The 23,403-nt window shown below is 36.1% G+C and carries 19 protein-coding genes; 2 read left to right on the top strand and 17 right to left on the bottom strand.

The genetic code is table 11. The annotated features are described in order from the left end of the window. Nucleotides 1-2: 2 nt before the first annotated feature. From JM81_RS02365 to JM81_RS02320, 10 genes are all read right to left on the bottom strand, one after another. Nucleotides 3-836 carry a DUF2490 domain-containing protein gene (locus tag JM81_RS02365; protein WP_144800530.1) on the bottom strand — a complete coding sequence of 278 codons (834 nt, stop codon included), beginning with the start codon at nt 834-836 and terminating at the stop codon, nt 3-5. Between the two features lie 3 nt (nt 837-839). Then, nucleotides 840-2,669 (bottom strand): hypothetical protein, encoded by a 1,830-nt coding sequence (locus tag JM81_RS02360; RefSeq protein WP_144800529.1) that lies wholly within the window; start codon nt 2,667-2,669, stop codon nt 840-842. A gap of 250 nt (nt 2,670-2,919) precedes the next feature. Next, nucleotides 2,920-4,470, bottom strand: coding sequence for an SDR family NAD(P)-dependent oxidoreductase (locus JM81_RS02355; RefSeq protein WP_144800528.1), 1,551 nt, complete (start codon nt 4,468-4,470; stop codon nt 2,920-2,922). 37 nt (nt 4,471-4,507) lie between these two features. Continuing rightward, nucleotides 4,508-5,809, bottom strand: a complete 1,302-nt coding sequence (locus JM81_RS02350; RefSeq protein ID WP_144800527.1) for a DEAD/DEAH box helicase — start codon at nt 5,807-5,809, stop codon at nt 4,508-4,510. 27 nt (nt 5,810-5,836) lie between these two features. Next, nucleotides 5,837-6,283, bottom strand: a complete 447-nt coding sequence (locus JM81_RS02345; protein WP_058102736.1) for a KTSC domain-containing protein — start codon at nt 6,281-6,283, stop codon at nt 5,837-5,839. Between the two features lie 96 nt (nt 6,284-6,379). Beyond that, nucleotides 6,380-11,269, bottom strand: a complete 4,890-nt coding sequence (locus JM81_RS02340) for a DNA repair ATPase (protein ID WP_144800526.1) — start codon at nt 11,267-11,269, stop codon at nt 6,380-6,382. 59 nt (nt 11,270-11,328) lie between these two features. Continuing rightward, the gene (locus tag JM81_RS02335) at nt 11,329-13,395 is read right to left on the bottom strand and encodes an SPFH domain-containing protein (protein WP_144800525.1); all 2,067 of its coding nucleotides are present in this window, start codon (nt 13,393-13,395) and stop codon (nt 11,329-11,331) included. A 14-nt stretch (nt 13,396-13,409) separates the two neighbouring features. Continuing rightward, nucleotides 13,410-14,114 carry an OB-fold-containig protein gene (locus tag JM81_RS02330; RefSeq protein ID WP_089260377.1) on the bottom strand — a complete coding sequence of 235 codons (705 nt, stop codon included), beginning with the start codon at nt 14,112-14,114 and terminating at the stop codon, nt 13,410-13,412. 4 nt (nt 14,115-14,118) lie between these two features. After that, nucleotides 14,119-14,832 (bottom strand): PspA/IM30 family protein, encoded by a 714-nt coding sequence (locus JM81_RS02325; RefSeq protein ID WP_089260378.1) that lies wholly within the window; start codon nt 14,830-14,832, stop codon nt 14,119-14,121. Nucleotides 14,833-14,844: 12 nt separating this feature from the next. Then, nucleotides 14,845-15,240, bottom strand: coding sequence for a molecular chaperone Tir (locus JM81_RS02320; RefSeq protein ID WP_089260379.1), 396 nt, complete (start codon nt 15,238-15,240; stop codon nt 14,845-14,847). A 232-nt stretch (nt 15,241-15,472) separates the two neighbouring features. On the opposite strand from JM81_RS02320, the gene JM81_RS02315 reads away from it, so the two are divergent. Beyond that, nucleotides 15,473-16,228, top strand: coding sequence for a helix-turn-helix domain-containing protein (locus JM81_RS02315; protein WP_144800524.1), 756 nt, complete (start codon nt 15,473-15,475; stop codon nt 16,226-16,228). Between the two features lie 55 nt (nt 16,229-16,283). Here the strand turns inward: JM81_RS02315 and JM81_RS02310 are convergent, their stop codons facing one another. Then, entirely contained in the window at nt 16,284-16,475 is a 192-nt protein-coding gene (locus JM81_RS02310; protein WP_027075965.1) for a cold-shock protein, read from the bottom strand. Nucleotides 16,476-16,854: 379 nt separating this feature from the next. On the opposite strand from JM81_RS02310, the gene JM81_RS02305 reads away from it, so the two are divergent. Next, nucleotides 16,855-17,601 carry a hypothetical protein gene (locus JM81_RS02305; RefSeq protein ID WP_144800523.1) on the top strand — a complete coding sequence of 249 codons (747 nt, stop codon included), beginning with the start codon at nt 16,855-16,857 and terminating at the stop codon, nt 17,599-17,601. A gap of 5 nt (nt 17,602-17,606) precedes the next feature. Here JM81_RS02305 and JM81_RS02300 read toward each other — a convergent pair whose 3' ends face one another. The 6 genes from JM81_RS02300 to JM81_RS02275 form a co-directional block, all read right to left on the bottom strand. After that, complete coding sequence (locus JM81_RS02300; RefSeq protein WP_144800522.1) at nt 17,607-18,446, bottom strand: aminotransferase class IV; 840 nt, start codon at nt 18,444-18,446, stop codon at nt 17,607-17,609. A gap of 3 nt (nt 18,447-18,449) precedes the next feature. Then, nucleotides 18,450-19,349, bottom strand: a complete 900-nt coding sequence (locus tag JM81_RS02295; protein WP_222430282.1) for a sugar phosphate isomerase/epimerase family protein — start codon at nt 19,347-19,349, stop codon at nt 18,450-18,452. Nucleotides 19,350-19,472: 123 nt separating this feature from the next. Further along, complete coding sequence (locus JM81_RS02290; RefSeq protein ID WP_144800521.1) at nt 19,473-20,660, bottom strand: PQQ-dependent sugar dehydrogenase; 1,188 nt, start codon at nt 20,658-20,660, stop codon at nt 19,473-19,475. A 164-nt stretch (nt 20,661-20,824) separates the two neighbouring features. After that, nucleotides 20,825-21,460, bottom strand: coding sequence for an SDR family oxidoreductase (locus JM81_RS02285; protein ID WP_144800520.1), 636 nt, complete (start codon nt 21,458-21,460; stop codon nt 20,825-20,827). Nucleotides 21,461-21,605: 145 nt separating this feature from the next. Continuing rightward, on the bottom strand, nt 21,606-22,022 hold the full coding sequence (locus tag JM81_RS02280; RefSeq protein ID WP_144800519.1) for an OsmC family protein: 417 nt from the start codon (nt 22,020-22,022) through the stop codon (nt 21,606-21,608). A 64-nt stretch (nt 22,023-22,086) separates the two neighbouring features. Further along, the gene (locus JM81_RS02275) at nt 22,087-23,196 is read right to left on the bottom strand and encodes an alkene reductase (protein ID WP_144800518.1); all 1,110 of its coding nucleotides are present in this window, start codon (nt 23,194-23,196) and stop codon (nt 22,087-22,089) included. Nucleotides 23,197-23,403 lie beyond the last annotated feature (207 nt).

Below are 23,403 nucleotides of genomic sequence, written 5' to 3'. Positions count from 1 at the left end.
CTTTAATCCGTCAAGTGAATTTCCGGCAGTTTATTTTTAACCTTTCTAAAATCTGGGGAGTAATATACATGAAAGCGCATGGCCCAGCTATGTTTAAAATATCCGCCATTGGTTAGGTCTTGACCTTGGGAATACATTGCACCGGCCGCTACAGTTAACCTAGGGGTCAAAATATAGCCTAAAGTGGATGTTAAACGTAAGTCTTCCATGGGGCTTGCCACTACGGCCTTTCCACTTTGCATGATCAGCTCCGCTTCCGGAGCAACATACAATGTTTTTGGTTTTAGCTTGTGACTGTTCAATGGAATTTTCATTCTAAACATATACCGCCAACGATTTCTGAAGATATACTCACTATCCTCGGCAAAACCTTGTGTCCACCTATGTTCTATACGTATACGGTGGTAAATCATCATACTGGAAAGGGATTGTGCAAATTGGTACTGATGCCAAATACGCCATTCCGGTACCAGGTTGCGGTCTTCTGAACTTTCGTCCGTATTGAAGTTTAAGCGGAGTACGCCCCCTAAGCGAACATTGAAATATTTAGAGTGAATATATCCTATTGCGTGCCTATTATATATTTGGGCCACTTGTCCAACAAAAGGTGTTTCCTTGGTTTCCTCTAATCTTAAATGTGTTTGGGCATCCCAAAAAAGGCGTTTTCCTATTCTTATATTTCCATAGGAATTAAACCACGTCTTAGTCTTTAGGTCCTTGTATTCTGAATATGGAGGTAGCTCAACTTTTTCACCCTCTTGGGCAAGTACACGAAACAAGAATAGTATACAGACCAATATGGTTAAATTATGCTGAAATGTACGAAACGTGCTCATAGACTATTGTTTAACAGTGTTTTGTACGTTCAACATTTGTAGTATAGTTGAAGGATCCTTTTCCTTTTTAAGCTTTCGTTCCAACTTTTTGGTCTCTTGATCCCTTAATTCTAAAATTTGAAGATAAGTAGAATTGATTTGGTCATTCAACGTAGAAACTTTATCACAATCTAATGCAGAAGTCTCGTTCAAAAAATAAGGTTCCAAAATTTTATTGTATGCGGTGGTAATACGTCTTTTAATGTCCTCATCCATAAGTGTGGCCATGAACGGGTTCCAAATACGGTCTGTATATGTATCCTTTAAGGTGCCTTTATATTTCGGCATTTTCTCAACGGTACGGACCAATTGGTTAAGACCTGCCAAACAAGTTACGGTCTTACGCGCCTGGATCAATCTATTTTGAGCCGATTTAACCTTGGAGTAATCATTTAAAGTACGGTTTGCAAAAGATTTAATATGTTGTACCGGTTTTCTATAAAGTACTGGCATATCCGTTACCAGTAAGGAGTCCGAAAATTTTATGAGGGAGTCGTTTTCCATGATGATTTGCTCTTCAAGATAAACCAGTTCATTCTGCCGTTTTTCCTGTGCCAAAGTTTCCTTGACCTCATCTGCAATGGCCATTATCCCGTCTAAACCCGCTTTTGAAATAGCTACTAAATTCTCTATGGTACTTTTACTTTCATCAATAAAAGCGGATGTAGGTATTTCATAAGCTTTGTAACCCGTTGTACTATCAATTGCTATTTCTATAGTAAGGTTTTTAGAAGGAAAACCGTTAGGAAATAAATGTTTCTGCAATTGTTCACGGGCCGCAAATTCTTCAATGCCCAATGAATCAAAATCTACCACATTTTTTATGGGTTTTAAAAATTGGTTCTTTAATGCCAATACACTGTTATATTGATAGGCCGTAGTGCTATCAGAAAGTTTAAGAAGGTTTAATTGAGAATTGTGCAAAATAGTCTCACTTAATATTTTCGCTTTTTGATAAAAGGATACAATACTATCTACACTATTTCTTTCTATAGTATTCAAAGGATAATAGGGCACCTTCACTTTAAATTCCGGTAGAAATTCAGATTTCCCCAAAGAGGATAAAATAGCATCTATTTCTTGGTATCTATTGGCATTTTGGGTCAATAATCGAGGTAAGGATTTATCTTGTAAAATTTCTATATTTTCTTGTGAAAGTTGTATTTCCAATGCTTTGATATAACTTTCATTTAAGTTAATAGTCTGGGTTTTGCCATTATAATCATTGTATGCCTGTATAGTTTTATGATCGTTGTCATCATCTACCCGAATAGACATTAATAAACCGTCCCTAAAAAACCAACTTTCAGATTGATCTATACCGTTTACGGGAAACAGGGACCACTCATCATGGGCCAGGCCATCCCGTAAGAATCTACCAATTAAGGTATAATCCTCATTATTGATACTAAAGTTTTGTTGTGGAACGCCATTATCAAAAGAAATGACACTTTTAAAAAGGGTATTGACTATTTCAGAATTTTCTATTTGCTCCTCCAAAATGGTCCATTTGCCATTAGGTTTACCCATATTTATTTTTCCGGAAGCAGATTTTTGAATACCACTTACCAAAACCCTATATTGATAATCTATAATTTCTGACTGACTTTCGGAATTAAATTCCCCGAATTGAAATTTCCAAGGGCCATTGGCCGTACCCTCCACAAAGCTGCCTTTAAATTGAAAAGAGTAATCCTGCTTTTGTAACAATTCTTGAAGATTGGAACGCACCACTAAAAAGTCGCCTTCCAAAACCGTGTCGTTATCAACAATTTTATACGTGTATTTTGCCATACCGTTGTATTTGCCAATCTGTAACGGACCGTTGTAATTTTTGACCTCTTGGGCATTCAGCGAATTTGTAATACCGATACAACAGCATACAACAAAAAATAGTAAAGGGTTGATAGTTAGCCTAATCATGCCGCAAAAAAACGAAAATAGATTCAGACTAGTAAATTAGAAGAGTATGATTTTTAACTTTTTATTAAAAGTTTTTAATCAATTCAGAATGAAGCAATAAAAGCTATTAAAGTTTGTGAAATTACCAATCAATTGGGAAATAATCCTTCAAAAATTTGCCGCACCAATGCTTACCGGTATTTATACCATCGAATAATGGATCCATAACCCTGGCTGCACCATCAACAATATCCAAAGGGGGCTGAAAATCATGTACTTCTTGTTTCTTTTTCGCTAATTCCGCAGGGTCCTCATCGGTAACCCAGCCGGTATCCACAGCGTTCATAAAAATACCATCTTTTGCAAGTTCGCCAGCTGCGGTATGCGTTAACATATTCAATGCGGCTTTCGCCATATTGGTATGCGGATGGCGCGACTCTTTAAAGAAACGGTGGAATTTACCTTCCATGGCCGTAACATTGATAATATGTTTTTGACCGGTGTTTTCTTTTTTCATCATTTCCGCCAAACGATTACACAGTACAAAAGGTGCAACGGAGTTGACCAATTGAACCTCGATCATTTCGGTAGTTTCTATCTCCCCTAATTTAAGTCGCCAACTGTTGGTTTTACGTAAATCTACTTGTTGAAGATCGGCATCTAATTCGCCCGTAGGGAAAACCTCTTGGGCAACCAATGCATTGTCAAAACTATACGGTATTTGTGATAGTTGAGCAGAAGCTCTCAAGCCAATACCGGGTTCTGGTCCGTGCCATGTAACCGGCATGTTTTGGTTTGGTGATGCTTTTGAGCTGAATGTTTTAAGCTCTTCCAAACAGCTTTCATGGTCGCTTAAAACCATTTGGGCAAATTTTGGCAACGACGAGAAATCGCGTTCTTCGTTCTCCATTAAGTGATGGTAGAATCCTGCCGGTCTACGCACTGTTTGCGCAGCATTATTGATCAAGATATCAAGTTTATCATATTGCTGTTCTACAAAATTGCAGAAGATTTCTACACTGGGTATATGACGCAAGTCTAGACCATGAATTTTAAGTCGGTGCCCCCACTCCATAAAATCTTCCTCCTTAGAAAAACGTAATGCAGAATCTACAGGAAAACGTGTGGTAGCAATAACCGTTGCACCTCCACGAAGTAACATTAAGGTAATATGATAACCAATTTTTAAACGTGAACCGGTAATCACCGCTACCTGACCTTTAACATTTGCAGTCTGAAATCTTTTGGCGTAGTTGAAATCCCCACAATCTGTACACATGGTATCATAAAAATGGTGAAGCTTTGTAAACTCGGCCTTACACACATAACAGTTGCGAGGGGTAGTAAGCTCCGGCAAATCTTTACTGGCCAATTCGGCTGCAGGTAGTAATTTTGGCGCAACAAAGACATGTGCTTCACGCGCACTACGAATTCCGGTTTCTTTACGGGCATGTTTGTCACGAACAGCCTGCTTTCTTTTTTCATTTCTTTTGGCGTCCTTTACCCGTTTAGCAAATTCTTGTTTGCTAGGGCGAGATAATTGACCGGCAACTTTAATTAAGGCAATACGTCTATCTTCAGGAATTTCAAAAATCTGGTTGGTGTCGTTTACCAAACGATTTAAAATATCAATACAACTTTCAATCTCGTTTAAGTCGATTTCTGTTTCTTTATACTGCTGTTCTTCCTTCATGATACTACCTTAATAAGGGCAAAAATACTAACAATGCTTAAAGTACGGTAATGCGTACTTTCTTCTTTTTTAATCGGGTGTTGTTCAATTTATTCGCAAGTTCTTTTGATAGACTTTTAGGTACCGCAACAAAAGCGCAATCTTGCTTTAGTTCTATATCTCCCAATTGGTCTCTATTTAAGTCGCCTTGCTTAAAGAAAAGTCCCGCAATATCACCTTTGGATATTTTATCTTTTCTTCCGCCGGAAATAAATAAGGTTTCCCAAAACGGATCGCCTAATCTTTTTGAGGAATTGATTTTAATTGGGGTCGATGCTTCAATAAACTCGGGTAATTTTTCCTTATCCCATTTTAAAACATAGGCTGTTCCCAATTCATTTACACGCGCAGTTCTACCATTACGGTGGGTAAACTCTTCTATACGATGCGGTAATTCGTAATGAATGATGAATTTTAATTCGGTAATGTCAATGCCCCTAGCAGCAAGATCAGTTGCCACTAAAATTCTGCTACTACCAATTCTGAATTTAATAAGCGCACGTTCGCGATCTCGCTGTTCCATACCACCGGAAAAGCATTCGTGCAATATACCTTGTTCGCTTAAAAAAGTGCTTACACTCTCAATACTATCCTTGTAATTACAGAAAATAATGCCGGGTTCTTCACCAATAAATTCAAGTAACTGAACCAAAGTGTTCAGTTTGTTTTTTTCTTTGGAAACAACAGTACTAATGGTTAATTGTGATGGAATTTCCTTTTTTAGAAAATTAATTCTTCTTGGATTTTCCATACCCACAAATTTTGGAATTTTAACGCCCTCGGTCGCAGAGGTGAGAATGCGCTTTTTAAGGTTTGGCAATTCTAGCAAAATTTCTGTCATCTGCTCTTCAAAACCAACTTCGAGCGATTTATCAAACTCATCAAGTACAAGCGTATTAATATGGTCTTTGGTGAAACGATCTGCCATAAAATGATCTAAAATTCTACCAGGTGTACCAATTAAAATGGCAGGTGTATGTTTTAGTTCAATCTTGTCCTTGGACATTGCCCTACCGCCATAAATAGCATTTACCTTAAAACCGGAACCCATATCACGCAGCACTTGTTCTATTTGTATGGCCAGCTCACGAGATGGCACTAAAATGAGCACTTGCACTTCAGGATTGTTTGAATCCAAAAGGTCTAGGACCGGTAATAGAAACGCCAAGGTTTTACCAGTACCCGTGGGTGAAAGTAATATGGTGTTGTTAGACGAAGAAATGGTTTCTAACGCCAATTCTTGCATAGGATTTAACGCATTGATATTCAATTTTGATAAAATATCCTTTTGATTTTTCATGCGTTATAACCCTTTGAAAATATTATATTATGCTTCTTGAAGATCTCGTTTAGATTTTCTATATAAGTAATTTGGAAAAATACTTCTTTTGGCAAATCTGTTTAATTTGTTGGCATTGATCATCTTTTGGAAGATAGGTTTTGTTACCCCAAAATATTCGTATGTAGCACCATCAACAAAAGTAACTTCTAAAACAAGACCGTTATGTTGAAAATCTGCAATGCCAGAAGTAATGCTTTCTTCGTAAGCTTCTTTATTAGCTTCTTTGGTTTCTGGAGCAATACTTACTAGAAAATGGTAGCCGTCAATAATTCTACGACTTTGCACTTCTGCCTCTTCCCTCTTTTCATCACCCTCTTGAAATTTATCTGGATGCCATTCTTTAACCAAGTTTCTGTACTTGGTTTTTAAGGCTTTAAGTTCAATTTCCTTCTCTACCCCAAAAAGTTTTTTGTATTCGTTGATACGTTTCATAACACAGCTTTTTTGCGGCTGCGAAACTACGTCATATTTTTATGTGAACACCTATAAGATCTTGAAATAACGAAAAATAGAAGGGTTTTAATTCAACTAATCTTTTTTAAGTCCGTTTTGTAATACCGACTTAATACCGGCAAGATTTTCTGAAAACTCCATCATTTGCGATAAAACTTGTGCCATTTCGTTGGCATTGCCAAAACCTTTGATCTTATTATTCTTTACAAACTGCTCTTTTATGGCAGACCATCTTTCATTTTCATCTGTAGAAAGTTGTCCAATTAATTCATTATATTTCAATAAATTAGCCTCTGCTGACCCGGTAAGTGTCTGTGCTTCGTTTTCATAATGAGATCGTAATAAGGTGTTTAGCTCCTTATCGTTCATTATTGGAACAATTTGGGCAACAAGTTTGTTCATATCCCTATATGAACCTTGTAGTTTAAAAGCAGGCTCGGTTCGGTATTCATCTTGCATGGCTGCACTTTTAATATAGGTGGCATTTACCTTTAAAAGCACATCTCTAACCTTAAGGACCTTTTCCAATACTTTTTTGTATTCCTCAACCTCTTGACTAGAATGGTTTCCTATTAACTGACCTTCATCTGTTTTAGATTCTATTTGGTTGACCAAGGTATAGACATCTTCAAACTCCTTGCTTGCCAATTGTTGCAAAATAGGGTTTGCAGTGAGCGAGTTTTCAATTAAACTCAATCTGAACAGATGTTCGGTTTCTCCAATAATATCACCAAGGTTATAGATATCTGCACGGTTTGCCAACATATCTGGAATCTTAAATTTCTCTCCACTTTCGGTATAAGGGTTACCCGCCATAATCACACAGAACTTTTTGCCCCTTAAATCATAAGTTTTAGGTTCATTGTCATAAACCCCTTCTATTTTACGGGTACCATCTGATAGTGAGATGAATTTTTGAAGAAACTCTGGATTACAGTGTTGAATGTCATCTAAATATAACATAACATTGTTTCCCATTTCAAAAGCCAAGTTCAGCTTTTTTAGTTCTTCCCTTGCCGCACTATTATTTGCAGATGCGGGGTCTACATTGGTGACTTCATGACCAATTGCCGGACCGTTGATTTTTACGAATATTAAGCCCAATCTGTTGGCTATATATTCCATTAACGTGGTTTTTCCATAACCAGGTGGAGATATTAAAAGCAACATACCCATTCTATCGGTACGTTTATTGGCTCCTACAGTACCTAGTTGTTTTGCCAGGTTATTACCGAAAATGGGGAAATACACTTGGTCTATCAACTTATTACGAACAAAAGAGGTAAGAACCCTAGGTTTAAACTCTTCCAGTTTTAAATCGTTTTTAAGTTGCTCCGTTATTTCTAATTTGGTTTTTTTAAATTTTTGAAATGCCGGAACCTCGCTGGTTACGAATAATCTCATTCTAGAAATAAAATCATGGTAATTAAAGATATACGTACCATTGTTTATGGTAGTATGAGAACCTCTTAACTCCTTAATGGTTTCGTTAGGTGAAACGGATTTAATTTTTGAGGCAGATTCATCTCTGAACAATAAAGCTCCAACAATTTCATGCGTATACCTTTTAAGGTCTATTCCTTGGCTTTCTTTTTCTTTGGTTTTCAAGAATGCAGCCACCCATTGTTTAGCTAAACGAACTTTGTCCTCTAAACTAACAGTATCTTCAATGCTCTTTTTAAATTTTAAATCTGCCTGATGTGATTTTAGGAATTTTATAAAGTCTTCTTTCAATTGTATTGCCACACTGCTGTAAACAAACTCAGAATCAGATTTAAGTTCTTCAAATATATAGGAAGCAACATCTTCACTCAGCAATGGGTCATATAGGGTAGTATTTTCTCCAAATTGAGCTACTAAACCCTGTATTTTTTCAACAACAGAAGCATATTCATTAGATGTTGGAAAGAACTGCAGAACCTCCCCTGCTGTTTTTAGACTTTTATCCAACTCGTTTTTCACCTCTTCATTTAAACTGTTCCAGAAAAATTGGGCGTATCCTCTTATTTCTGGTCGGTAAGTAAGCAAACCTAATTCATGATGTTTGTGAACCAATAGCTTTAATAATCTTGATGCATCTACATCATGAACACCTTTTACATAACCTTCAGAATAGTCATTTCTACTCTGTTCTTGAACTACCTTCAATAACTCATCGTCATTTAGCGATAGTAACTCATCTTCGCTAAAGTTGGAAAACAATTTATAGGCTAAGTAGGCACCTCTATAGATTTCATCGGTTTCAGATACATACTCTTGGTTCCATAAATGTCTATTGTTTACAAACTCCTCATTATCCAATTGTTTGTAGAAATCGGTCCCCGTTAAATGATAATTTAGTTCATTGTCATGAAAAACAATGGTTAAATCCAATTGCTGCTTGTTAACACCAAATTTGTGCTTTCCTAACCTAATGACACTGTCGCCATCTTCATAAAGATCAAGTTTATCCTTTAACTTTCTAAGTGCATCCTCTCGGGCAGTTTTAAGTTGGGTCTCTATCTCTTCAGCCTTTCCGCTATCATCTAACTCTTGTAGTTGGGTAATGATGTCACGAAGCTTATTGATCATTAGGTCCGATGCAAAATACCCATTGATTTCAACCGCGGTATTAAAACTCTGTGCCTTCTTTTGTACTCCTTTTAAAATACGTTTAGAAGCATTGGTCAATGCGCTTGACTTCTTATTTCGTTTTTCAATCAAGGAATTTTTTCGGGCATCAAAAGCAGCATATACCTCTTCTCTTTTTTCAATGATGATTTCAATAAATTCTTCAAAATCCGTGAATTTGCCCTCAAGCTCCTCGAGTTGAATAGATGTTTTCGTTTGATATTCATCGCACTTCTCAGGAGTAGTTGCCATATCAATATAATTGATGATACTTTGATCAATCAACTTTAATTGAGCGGCAAATTCTGCCTTTGCCTCAGATATGCCCAAAGAATTTCTTTTGTTCTTTAAAGCCGCCTTTAGCTCATTTATCGTGGAAAAAATCAACGATATATCATCTATTATTTTGGTGGAATGTGCAGTATCCTCTATATCTAAATTTGAAACAATATCAATCAACATTTCAAGATCGGTACTGATTTCATTGATTTCCTCTTCCTTTTTCTTGGCTTCTATTACCTTATCAACGGTATCTATAAAACTCTTTTTTTCTTCTAAAGCTTTATGGTAAGGTTGTAAGGCATTCGGATTCAATAAAAACTGTACGCAGCGCTCAGATATTTTTTTAGTTTGAGCTTCAATTTCTTCTTCTAATGATTTAAGAAATTCCAGGTCAATATATCTAACCTCTTTTAGCGAAATGACCTCACCCCTAGTGGATCGTAAACGTGTTAAAAGTGCTACGAATTCATCAATACTTTTAAAAGATGTACTCTTAATTTTATTGAATAGTTCCGATGAGTTTTTTTGAATTTTCTTAGATTGATTTTGAGCGTTTTTACGAAGCTGTACAACCTTCTCAAATTCATCTATAGCGGCATTGGACGCTTTATTGATTTCCTCTATAGGAACATTAAGCTGATGCGTTTCCGGTTCTGGCAACCAGTAATATGCATCTATAATATCTTTTGAAAACTTGGCGATATCACTGTAGAGACCCGCATAGTTGTCATTTTTGTTCAATAAGGTAATTAAGCTGTTTACTTCAGCCATTGCCCGCACAATGTCCTTATTGCCAATTTTGTACAACAAAGTATCTTCATGTTGCGATGGCATATAATCACCTTTCAAATAAGGAGTTTGCCAAATTTGTACTACGTGGTGTTTGGTCTGCTCCTGCTCTGTCTTAAAATAGCATAGTTCACCATTTTCTAAAATGGTAAATCCGTTACAAATTATTGGTGTTTTTATAACTTGACTAATGATGTTGAAGGACATAAGATTATAGAGTCCTTCATTAGCTGCATAAAACACGTAAAGAAAATCTTCACCGTTAGGCGATACAATGCGTTGCTGAAATTTTACATTCGGTATAGCATTGTCAAAAATGTGATATTCTCCGGTTTGTAAATAATATCCGGTTGGGAAAATGATTCCTTGATCATCGGGAAGAAGAATACAGGCATCTTTTACAGAATCAATTTTCTGTACTTCTTTCATTTTATCGTTAAAAACAAAGTAACGAGGCGACTCTTGAAATGGTTTTATTTCTAGAACCAACAAGTTTCCTAAATCTCCAAAACGATACTGACCATCATCTAAAGTCTGGTCTACATACTCAACCGGTTCATCAAAAATACCTTTGCCTTCTTCGGTATTATCTTCAATTTTTATGGTTAGGTCACCACCAATGGTTTCAACAAATACACGATCTTTAATAGAAACATGTGAGTGCACACCATAGCGGTGCATATCCCTACTTGCCTCTTGCCACTTAAATTCTTGCTGAACAGGAAATTTATATTCATGTTCACTTCTGTTGTCAACATATTTTAAAGTGTTGTTAACCAATAACCATTTAAAGGTTTTTATATCTGTAGGGCTATCGCTTAAACGAAAGACCATATGCAGATAATTACCAATGATGGCAAAATTGGAGAATATAGTATTTCTGTAATACTTGTACAGATTGGTAAAATCTGTTTTAAAAGTATCATCCTCTAAAAGACCAAGGTCTATTGCCTTAAAGCTATTGTCCTCAAAGTGATAACAACTAAAAACATCTTTAATGTTGATGTCCGTCCTTAGCCCAAAATGAACATTATAACCAAACAGACACGTATTGCCAAAAGAAACAATATCCCGTGCAATACAGTTGTTCTCCGTATTGATGCGGTCATTAGCAATAAGCTTGGTCTCCAATGAACCAAAAACTGTTTTTCTGTCGTTGTTAAGGTCAATTAACTTGTTCTGTAACAGCTCTTTTTGCTTCTGTAATCTATTTTTGATAACATCATATGTGCCACCGTCCAATACATGCTCTTCCGTAGTGTCTGTTTGGGTATGCTCTGCCATAAAAATTCTTAGGCTTTTAAATCACATTATTAATTTAGTTGAAGTAATAAGCTTTGGTGTTAACGCAATTTCTTATCACTCATTCCCAAACCTTTGGCAAGGTTGAATAAATTGCTGAACAAGGTTTGCTCATCATTATCGCTGGACTTAGATTTTAGGTCCATCAATAAATTTGCAATGGTTAAATTCTTAAGATCATCTGAAGAAATGCCATATTTATCAGCGAATTCTTTCACCTTTTCCAATAGGTTGCCCTTTACGTCATCACTACCTAAAATAGCATCTTTTATATCTTGTATGTTGGTACTGTTAGCTACGAGCCTGTCATAACCTTTACCTTTGGTAATTTGCCCAATAATCTGGTCAAAGAACATTGTTTCACCACCAACAATATCAATTTTAGCAGCTTTTAACGCATCTCCAATAACTTGAGCTTGAGCATCGGCAATATCTTTCTGGATATTAATTTGAGCCAGGTCAATTTGTAATTCTTTGTCTAAACGCAGCTTAAACTCTTCATGCTCTTTACCAACGCCATCTAATTTTTTCATGGCATTCGCTTTTTCTTCTATACCGGCAGCATCTGCTAAGGCTTTCTCTTTAATTACATCGGCTTCTGCCAATCCATCCTTACGTTTTGCTTCGGCTTTAGCTTCAATACCTGCAGCTTCAGCTTTTGCTTTTTTCTCAATGATAAGCGCCTGTACAACACCTTCACGCTCATAGGCATCTGCTTTGGCATGCATTACTTGTGCTTCGGACATACCAACGGTAGCTTCCTCTTTAGCTTGAGCTTCAGCCAAAATCTTACGTGCTTCGGCTTCTTTCTCACTAGCTTCTTTATGTGCTAGTGCTTCAATATTGATTTCCTCCGCTTTTTGCTTGGCCGCTTCTTTTTGAGCTTCTGCCGCTTTGATTGTTTTGATCAAATCTTCTTGTGCATTAGCCTCTGCAATGGTAATCTTAACTTGTTTTTCACGATCTGCAGTCTTGAAAGCCTCAATGTCTTTCATGTTCTCCTGCTCTTCCACTACTCCTTTTTCTAGGGTAACACGATCACGAATAACATCTTGAATGTTCTTCTTTTCTATTTCTACTACCTTTTCTTTTTCAATTTGCGCAAGTGTAACAACTCGCTCTCTTTCCGTAGCCTCTAATAAACGGTCTTTTTCAACTCTTTCGGTTTCAACAGCATCTGTACGTTGTTTATTTTTCAACGCTACAATGATTTGTCGCTCCATATTCTCTTCGGCAACCTTCACCTTTTCCTGTGTTGCAATACGTGCGGTTTCAGACTTTAAACGCTCCTCTTCGGCTACTTTTAAAGTTTCTGCTTCTTCGCGAGACTTTATGTTAGAGATTTCTCTTTTTTGTTGCTCCTCTTTTTCCGCTAACTGCTTGTCCAGCTCAAGAATGGCCTCACGAGCTTCAACATCTTGTTTGCGGATTATTTTCTCCTCATCGCGCTTAATAAGGTTTGCTTTAATGTTTTGTGCAGCGGTTAGATCGGTAATTTTTTTGATACCTTCAGCATCTAAAATATTATCGGCCTTTAAATGGGCAACAGCAGTTTGTTCCAAGTAATCAATGGCACAATCTTCTAAAGTATAGCCGTTTAGGTCAATACCAATAATATCAACAATTTCATCTCTAAACTCTCTACGGGCTTCATATAATTGAATAAAATCGAATTTTTTACCCACGGTTTTTAAAGCTTCAGAGAATTTGGCTTCAAAAAGTTCTTCTAATGTTTCTTGTCTAGACGCTCTTTGTACACCAATAGTCTGCGCTACCTTTTTAATAAGGTCAACCTCATTGTTTACCCTAACAAAGAATGCCACTTTAATATCTGCACGCATATTATCCTTACAGATAAGACCTTCTGTAGCCAGTCTTTCTATTTGAATTTTTTTTACCGAGATATCCATTACCTCTACACGGTGAAAAACAGGAACCACATATAGACCTTTATCGGTGGCTACCTTTGTGCCACCAAAACCAGTTCTTACCAAGGCTTGACCTTGATGAACCTTTTTGTAGAACATGGCAATAATTGCAAAATAAACGATGATAAGGAAAAGAAGAACTCCTAGACCTATACCAATAATTGAAAAGATGGATTCCATAAATGATTTAAGATTTATTGATTATAAGATTGAACTAAAAAGTGTGTGTGATCCGCAGATCTTTTAATAATAAGTACAGAACTGCCATAGGACAAAGGTTTACGGTCTAACGATTTTACGTAAATAGAATGACTGTTACCATCTGCTTTTACTTCTGCATTACCCAGTTTATCTTCACTAATACTGGATAACATAATTGCTTGTCTCCCCAAAAAATCTACCGGGGCGTCACCATCCTTATTCAATTGCTTAAAAAATCCTTTAAACGGAGTGGTAAGAATTTTATTGATAAACAAAGCAGGAATAAGAACCGCAATCATTATGATAAAACCAATGTAGTTTTCATAGGTACCTGTAAGTGTTGTAAGCATGGTAGTAGCAAACCACCAAACGAAAATCCAGAAGGTAAAGGTGAACATGAACGGCAAGCCAACAAAGTTGAAATAAATGAGAAATATTTGCCACTTTTTTAAGGGTTTACGTTTCTTACCTATAACATCGTCTTTATTGACTTCTGCATTTGAAATGTCCTCAAAATCTAGATTTCCGCCTTCAATACCGGCATCAAAATCTATATCTGCATCTACCTCTATATCTACATCAAGGTCATAATCAAGACCACCGATCATGGTAATGATCCAGTAGATAATTAGAAGTATCAACAGTACGGTCAGCGTAATGTTTACTTCAGAAAATAATATGTCGGTTAGTTGATTCAAGTTCTTATTTTTTGGATTTTGTGAACCCTAATTGTTCTTTTAATTTTTGAAGTTCGTCATCTGCAGCAGCTTCTGTGGTATCTGCAGCTTTATCTAGTTCTTCATCAATAGATTTACTAGCATTGGCAATATCACCATACGCTTCGGCCAAGGCCTCTTCTTGCGCTATTTTTTCTTTCATACGCTCAAGCATAGAAACCGTACCACTACTGTCCAGCTCTGCCATTTGCTTGTTTAAATTTTTGGTAGCATTACTTACTTTAACACGCGCTTTTAACGTTTTAAGTTCGTTTTCCCAATTATTTATATTCGCCTTTAATGCTTCAACGTTGCCTTGCATTTGACTTACATTGGCTTCGAACTTTTCAGTTTCTACCTTTGTAGCCTCTAGTTGTTTCTCATTGGTCTCTTTTTGAATTAAAGCTTCTTTTGCCAACCTGTCCGCCTCATTAACATTTAATTCTTTCTTCTGTGCCTTTTTAAGTATTATGATTGCTTTATCTTGATATTCTTTAGCTTTGTTTTTAAAGATATCCTGGTCATTTTTTGAACGAATTGCCAAGGCTTTGACTTGGGCCAAGGCTTCTAGACTTTTTTCCAAATCTAGTTTCATATCCCTTATTCCCTGCTCCGTCATTTTTATGGGATCTTCCATTTTGTCTATTGCTGAATTTGTTTCAGCTTCTCCAATTTTAAATAGTCTTTTAAATATATTCATGATGTTATTATTTTAATATTTAGAAAATTCAATTATTTGTTCAGAGTATTCACTCATTAAAAGGCTTAAAGAATTTAAACTAGCTTCAAATTCGTTTAAATCCATATTTTCAATTTGAAGTGTATCCCTAAAAATAACTTTGCTTGCAGATTCATCTAAGACAAAAGCACCATGTATGATGTCACGGTTCTTTTGAAGTAAGCTTTTAAAAACCTTTTCAGATTGATTATGAACGGAAAAAATAAATTGTTCCATAATCAATATTGGAGGGGAAACTCCCAAAATCAAATTTTTGATTCCGAAATCTTCTTTTTCCACGACCATGATACCATCTAGCCTATTCTCTTTAACGATGCTAAAATTTAGTTCTAGAAGATAATCTCTAGTTATATTATAGTGATTTTTCATATTGTTGGTTTTGTAGGTGGTTTCTTTATTATCAATAATACAAAATTTAATTGGTGTCCTTTATGAAATTGACAGTAGGAACGCTAAAACGTAAATTAAGACGATGAACATAATATTGATTTTAAATAATGTTAATATTGGCTCAAAACAATAGCAATTAAAATATTATTGCTAATATTGTTAGACAAATATAATACAATATTTGTAAATTGCAAATTATATTAGCAATATTATGTCGTATTTTGGAAAAAACATTCGGAAGATTAGAAGTTTAAAAAGTTTGAGTCAACAGGCATTCGCCGAGCTTTTCGACTTAAAGAGAGGTACCTTAGGCGCATACGAAGAAGGTAGAAGTGAGCCTAAATTGGAAACACTGATAAAAATTGCTAATTATTTTAGCATACCTATAGATGATTTATTAACATCAGAGTTAACGGTTAATAATTTATTGAAGTTTAAAGGTAATCTTACCATAGAGCAAAATATTGGTGAGCAAGAATATTTTACTAAAGTACCCTGTATAACTACTTTAAATTTAAATGATTATGTAAAATATGCCGATAAAGAATCTTTTGTTCAAGAATTACCCTATTTAACCCTACCTATTAATTTAGATAAAAAATTTAGGGCTTTTACAGTTCAAAATTTGGAAATGAGTAAAAATGACTTGGGTATGTTTCCCAAGGATATAGTAATTGGTGAACTTACACCCTTAGAAGTGCATTCCAAACTAAATAATGGTACATTAGTTTTTATTGTAACGCAAGATGATATTATTTTAAGACGATTATTTATTAGTAGTGGAGCAATAGTACTAAGGGCGGATCATAAGAATGTTGAAGATATCGTACTTACATTAAAAGATATAAAGGAGATATGGCGTGTTAGGTATGTGTTTTATCATAGAATTCCAGAAACAAACTTTAGTCTTGAAGAGAAATTGGAACAACTGGAAAAGGATTTTGATATATTGAAAAATAATAAATAATAAAAAAGCCCTTCACATTGTGAGGGCTTTTTCTTAAACTAGAATGTATATATGTTTAAATAACTTTTACGTTCACTGCGTTTAATCCTTTGTTTCCTTCTTGAAGATCAAATTCAACTTCATCTCCTTCACGAATTTCGTCTACTAATCCAGAAATGTGTACAAAGTGGTCTTTTTCAACTCCTTCTTCAGTGATAAAACCGAATCCTTTTGTGTCGTTGAAAAATTTTACTGTTCCTTTACTCATTGTAATGTATTTTAATTTTTATTACTTATTGTTGCGCAAAGATGACGCCAATAGTTGACATAGGACCCCTTATTTACATTTATATGCATTAATTGTGATATATTTATGAGTTTATATCTCTAAAACATTGAAATTGAGATTAATTCATTGTTTTTACTTTCATTTTTTTTTGGAATCATTCTTCCAAATCCATAAAATTCTCACACCTATTTAATACAATTCCTCAATTATAGTAGTGTATTTTATAATACTTTAGTAGCAACAACTAAATCACTTTAACAACATGACAAATTCTTTAGCGACAGTACGTACGCTGTATTTTCTTTTCTGCGCCATCCTCGTTAACTGCAACGTAATGGCGCAACAAAAAAATTTTGATATGTCCAAAGATTTACTTTTGGTCCAAATGGATTGTAAGACGGATATAGATGACTTGCATACCGCAGCTGGTTTAGCAACCTTGGTGCATCATGTTAAATATGCAGAATTAAATTATTTGCCAATTGTAGGTACATATGGTATACAGGAAGGATTATATGTTCCTCCAAACGAATTGATGCAACTAGCCTTTGAAAAAAATTGGTTGGATGCCCATAAAAATTGGAAAAAAGCAGTTAAAAAAGTCGTCAATGAAGTTCATAAAATAATTGCCAAAGGGGGTGATGTATGGGTGGCAGAAGCTGGCCAATCAGAATTTACCGCAGACTGGGTTCAATTACTTATGGAAAAAAATCCTGATATTGAAATTAGTAATAGGATTCATGTGGTACAGCATAGTGATTGGAACGAGTCAGCTACAGACCCCGATAAATTGGCCTATGTTCAAAAAACTACCGATTATCATAAGATTGCAGATGGTAATGCCGAAGGTAACGGTACACCTGGACTTAAATCTGAAGGTGAAATTGATTGGCAGTCCTATATTAACGATACCCATTTAATCGATATTTGGAATACTTCTATACGATTGGGCAATCAATACAATGGAAAAGATGGAAGATATTTGAACGAAAGCGTCGCTGATGGTGGTTTGGATTTCTCCGATTTGTCAGAAGTGTGCTATATACTTGGTGAAATGAAAATTGTAAATGCAGTTGATTTCTTTAAAGATTTCAAGGTTAAATAACTATTTTATTTAAGATTAAAAAAGGCCTCTTGCAATTTTTTTGTAATGGGGCCTTTTTCATTTCCCATATACAAGCAATGATTGTCTATTTGACTAATGGCCGCAATTTGCGTGCTCGTGCCCGTTAAAAATGCCTCATCCAATAAAGCAAGTTCCTTTAATTGATATGGAATTTCTTTTAGCGCTATTCCAAGGGATGTACATAGATCTTTAACGATTGCTCCGGTAATGCCGTTCAATATGTATTCATTTGCCGGATGTGTATACACTACTTGATCCCTGACAAAAAATACGTTACAATGGGATGCTTCGGTAAAAAGGCCATTACGGTACAGCAAGGTTTCAAAACTACCATGTTGCATAGCTTCTTCGTTCAACATGACATTACCCAAAAGTGAGGTCATCTTTATATCGCATCTAGACCACCTAAAATCTTCTCTGGTAATAACTTTGGTATTTGCCTGATTGATAGCGGGCAATATTTTAGGCAATGCATACATCATCACCGTTGGGTGTATATCTGCAGGATATGAATGTTGTCTTGGAGCAACCCCCCTGGTTATTTGCATATAAAGTAAACAGTCCTTATCCGTTAAAGAGCTTGCTTTGAGTAGCTTAGGTATTTCTGTTGTCAGTGACCCTACATCAAAATTGATGTTAATTTTATCCAGTCCTTCCTGCAATCGATCCAAATGTTTCTGACCATAAAAAAAAGAACCATTGATCTGTACCATGACCTCATAAATTCCATCGCCAAAAATAAATCCGCGGTCAAATACTGATATAGTGGCCTCTTGCGCATTTACAATCTTACCGTTTAGATATACTTTTTCAGGGTAAGACATAAGTTATAAATAACGTTGAAGATGTTTTTTAAAATACTGGGCACTATCCGTTATGCTTTGCATGGAATTCTTTGCAAAATTACCGCCTTGTTCTAAATAATAATACTGTAAATCCTCTTTATTGATATTGGCCAAGATTTGTTTATAGTCAATTGATCCATTTCCCATTTCAGAATAATCCCGCGTAATCTTATCCATATCCTTAATATGCCACATAACATATCGTTTCGGATTTTCCCGTATTAAATCATGAATGCTTTTGGTGGAAGAATGCTCAACCCAATACATGTCCATTTGTAATTTTACCAAATTGGGGTCGGTTTCCGCTAAGATTATAGCATTCCCTTGTTCGCCGTTATGATCGGTAAATTCAAAATCATGATTATGGTAGGCAAACTGCAGTCCGGCATTGTTGACCTGCTCCCCTATTTTATTTAATTTATAGGTCAATATTTTAAAATGTTCTATAGTTCGGTATTCAGGTGCCAACCATGGCCAGGTTATATATGTGCTTTGTAAGGTTTTTGCACCTTTTATGCATTGGTCCACATAACGCATAAGTACATCTTCCGGTTCATTGAATAGATTAGAAAAATTATAGTGGCCGCTAGATATCGTAAAATCCAGGTCATCTAATTGCTTTTTAAATTCTTTGGAAGGTATACCATAATAGCTATCATTTTCCCCATCATAACCATATATTTCCCCATCCTCATATCCCAGCCCTCTTGCATAAGCTATGCTACCAATAGGATCGTTTGCCATAGCATCACGAATAGTAAATAATTGTAATCCCATTTTATATTTATAATCCAATGGCAATACCGATAGCGGTAACATGGAACTTACGGACAATACACCTGTTTTTTTCAAAAAGGTCCTGCGAGAATTGGGATTATTCATACGTATAGATTTAAAGCTGTACTTGTGATTAATAAATATAAACCATAGTCATTAAAATTAATATGATACGCATAAAAAAAGCGACCATATTGATCGCTTTTTATATTTACTTCAACATTACGTTTACTTTTGTGCTAGCGCACTTTCGCTATAGGTGACTCGGTAAATGGCATCTCCAAAATCATCAGAAATCAACATGGAGCCATCCTTTAGCATCAACATATCTACTGGTCTTCCAGATGCTTTTTGCTCTACATCATCTAACCAGCCATCTATAAATACTTCGTTGCCTATAACCTCCCCTTCTTCTATATCTACCATCATTATCCTATATCCTACTTTTTTGCTTCTGTTCCAAGAACCGTGCTCTGCAATAAATGCCCTGCCCTTATATTCTTGGGGAAACATGGTGCCGGTATAAAATTTGATACCTAAGGGAGCCACATGAGCTCCAAGTTGAAGTGCCGGCGAAACAAAATCCGAACACTGACGTTCGTCACCAAATTCCGGATCTTTTACAATACCACCATGACAAAACGGATACCCAAAATGCTGACCAGCTTCGGTCACCTTGTTCAGTTCACAAGGAGGTATGTCATCACCGAGCATATCCCTGCCATTATCCGTAAACCACATTTCCTTGGTTTCTGGGTGCCAAGTAAAACCAACGGAGTTTCTAACGCCACGGGCATAAATTTCACGATTGCTACCATCAGGGTCCATTCTGGAAATGGTCGCAAAACGTTCATCTTCATTGGTACGGTTGCAAATGTTACAAGGTGCACCTACCGGCACGTATAATTTATCATCCGGTCCAAAAGCAATATATTTCCAACCATGATGAAATTCAGTTGGGAAATCATCATATACCAATTCTTTCTCCACAGATTTGCCCAATTGGTCTTCTATACTGGGATATTTCCAAAGACTACCTACCTGCGCAACATACAGATCCCCATTTCTAATGGCTATACCGTTTGGAACTTCCATGGTATCCAGTATAATAACATTGTCCGCTTTAAAGTCGCCATCATTATCCTGTATGGCATACACCGTGTTTTCATTCCTAGTGCCAACAAAAAGGGTACCGTTATCACCCATAGCCATTGAGCGCGCACCATCTATTCCTCTAGCATACACTTCTATATTAAATCCTTCTGGTAGGTTTAATTCTAGCAAAGCTAAGTCTGTACTGTCCATTACTACTTCATTGGCTACCTCTGTAGCCTCTTTCTGTTTTTTATCCTTGCAGGATAAAATTGCAATGATCAAAATGGCCAGCGATATAATGTTATAAATTTTAGTTGTCATAAGGGTTCGTTTTTGTTTATACGAAGATACATAACCATAGGTTGTTTTAAAACAAGGCACTCTAGTCAATTAAAAGCTGTTTTGAGAAAATGATAAACGAATATAAAAAAAGCTAAGTTCCGTCAAGAAATTAGCCTTAATTGTAAACTAATCAATAAATAGGTTTATTGAGCGGAAACGGCATCCAGTGCCTTACCGATCAGGGTTTCCCCATTGATAATTTCAAATGTTTCGTTCTTGGCAGAATCATCATGTAAAGAGCTCACCAAAGTTTGGGCAACATCATCTCTGGTAATAGAACCTTTTTCCCCAAGCTTGGACTGTAATTTGATTTTTCCTGTACCCTTATCATTTGTTAAGGATCCTGGTCTTACTATGGCATGTACAAGTTCTGTAGATTTTAAATATTCGTCCGCATTATGTTTAGCTTTTAAATACTCCTGTAAATCTTCCGCTTCTTCTGGACTGTCTGCCCCCATTGAGCTGAGCATTACAAATTTTTTGATATTTGCTTTTTTAGCCTCATCGATCAATCTCTTTGCACCTTCTTGATCTACTTCCACTACTTTTTTTCCACCTGACCCAGCAGCGAATATGACCTTATCAATATCCTTGACCGCATGTGAAATATCCTTTTCCAAATCACCTAATACGGTCTTAATATTCTCTTTTTTAAATTGGTCTTGTTGTTCTTCTTTTCTAACCATGGCCACTGGAACAAAATACTGTGAAGCTTTTAAAAGGTTTACAATTTTTTTTCCCGTAGTACCATTGGCACCGGCAACTAATACATTTTCCATTTTCCTATTGTTTTTTATGCAAGTTCATGATTGTCATTGGTATTGATCAATGCAAATACCTATTTAATTGACCTGAATCATATAGGGACTATAGTGCATAAAAAAAGGCGGCCATGTGGCCGCCTTATAAAATCTATTTTAAAATTTAAGATAAACTGGCATTAAGAACTACTTCGGCCTTTAGTAATTTGGAAACAGGACATACTTCTTTAGCCTTATGGGCAATTTTCTTGAATTGTTCTTCCTTAATTTCAGGTACGTCACCTACGAGGTCCAAAGTTACTTTCACGATCTCGCCATCCTTGAACGCTACTTTTGCCGCTAAGTCCAGTGTGGTTGGCGTAAAGCCTTCCTCACCCAATAAAAAACTCAATTGCATGGAGAAGCAACCTGCATGGGCCGCTCCAATAAGTTCTTCGGGGTTTGTACCCTTTTCATCTTCAAATCTTGTATTAAAGGCATAAGGGGTATTGTCTAAAACGGTACTTTCAGTGGACAACGTTCCTTTGCCCTCTTTGCCACTACCTTTCCATTGTGCCTTAGCATTTCTTGTAAAATTCATTTTCTTATATTTTAATTAATAATGTAGTTTATCTGATTTAAGTGCTATTCCCCAATACTATGTATTAGACAATTTGCGCTTTTTCTTGATATGTGGGATAATCCAAGTACCCTTCTTTTCCAGGTGTGTAAAAGGTATCCTCGTCCCATTTAGATAATTCATGGCCGTTTTTAAAACGTTCCACCAAATCCGGATTTGAAATATAAAGTTTACCATAGGCCACCAAATCTGCATTGCCCTCTTCAATTACCTTATTGCCGCTTTCTTGGTCAAATCCTGCATTTATCATTAGAGTACCATTATACAATGGTCTAAAGTGTTTTGCAATATGCTGCACAGCATAAGGTATATCGGAAACATCGGTGAATGGTTCTGACATATGAATATAGGCCAAATTGTAGTCGTTCAATTTTTTAATGATATATTCAAAAGTAGGAATGGTCTCCTCGTCCATAGTCATACCAAATAAACCATTTAGAGAGGGATTAAAGCGCACGCCTATCTTTTCTTGTGGAATTACCTCTTTAACGGCATCAAGCACTTCAAAGAAAAAACGAGTTCTGTTTTCAATAGAACCACCGTACTCATCTGTCCTTGTATTTGACGTGGCGTTAAAAAATTGATGAAACAGATATCCGTTTGAGGAATGGATTTCTACGCCGTCAAATCCGGCCTCTACCGCATTTTTTGCCGCATTGACAAAATCTGTTACGGTTGCCTTGATTTCTTCCTTGCTCATTGCCTTAGGGGTAACGGTATCCTTGAAACCCTCTGAGGTAAACGATTTTGCATTAGGGTTGATGGCTGATGGTGCTAAAGGTAAATTACCATTATGAAAATCTGGATGAGACATTCTGCCAACATGCCAAAGCTGTATAAAAATGGTACCTCCTGCATCATGTACCGATTCTGTAACTTTTTTCCACCCTTCTACCTGGGCCTTGGAATGTATTCCAGCAGTGTTTACATAACCTACTGCAGCTTTAGAAACTTGGGAACCTTCAGTAATGATAAGTCCCGCAGAAGCCCTTTGCGTATAATAAGGTACGTGTAAATCCTCCGTAGGGGCATTCTCTTCATTAGCCGCCCTACTCCTGGTCATGGGTGCCATAACGACCCTATTTTTAAGTTGAATGTTTTTATGATATGGTGTTAATAATATTTCTGTATTCATAGTTATCATTTGTTATTTGAGAGTTCACAAAAGTCTAACATTATCGGCATGATTATTAACTCGTCTCAATAAAAACTTATCATATATGAAAAAAGGACACTGCAAATCTTTACTAGGTTTTACCATAAATTAATGCTATTGGGAATACTAAATAAGGGTGGAAAAAATAATTGCTGAGGATGTGAAATTTAGGTGTCTACTATAAAT

The sequence above is a fragment of the Maribacter sp. MAR_2009_72 genome (genome assembly GCF_007827235.1).
GTDB classification, from domain to species: Bacteria; Bacteroidota; Bacteroidia; order Flavobacteriales; family Flavobacteriaceae; genus Maribacter; species Maribacter sedimenticola.
Note: the sequence above shows the minus strand (reverse complement) of the source record. Positions and strands in the feature narration are given on the sequence as shown.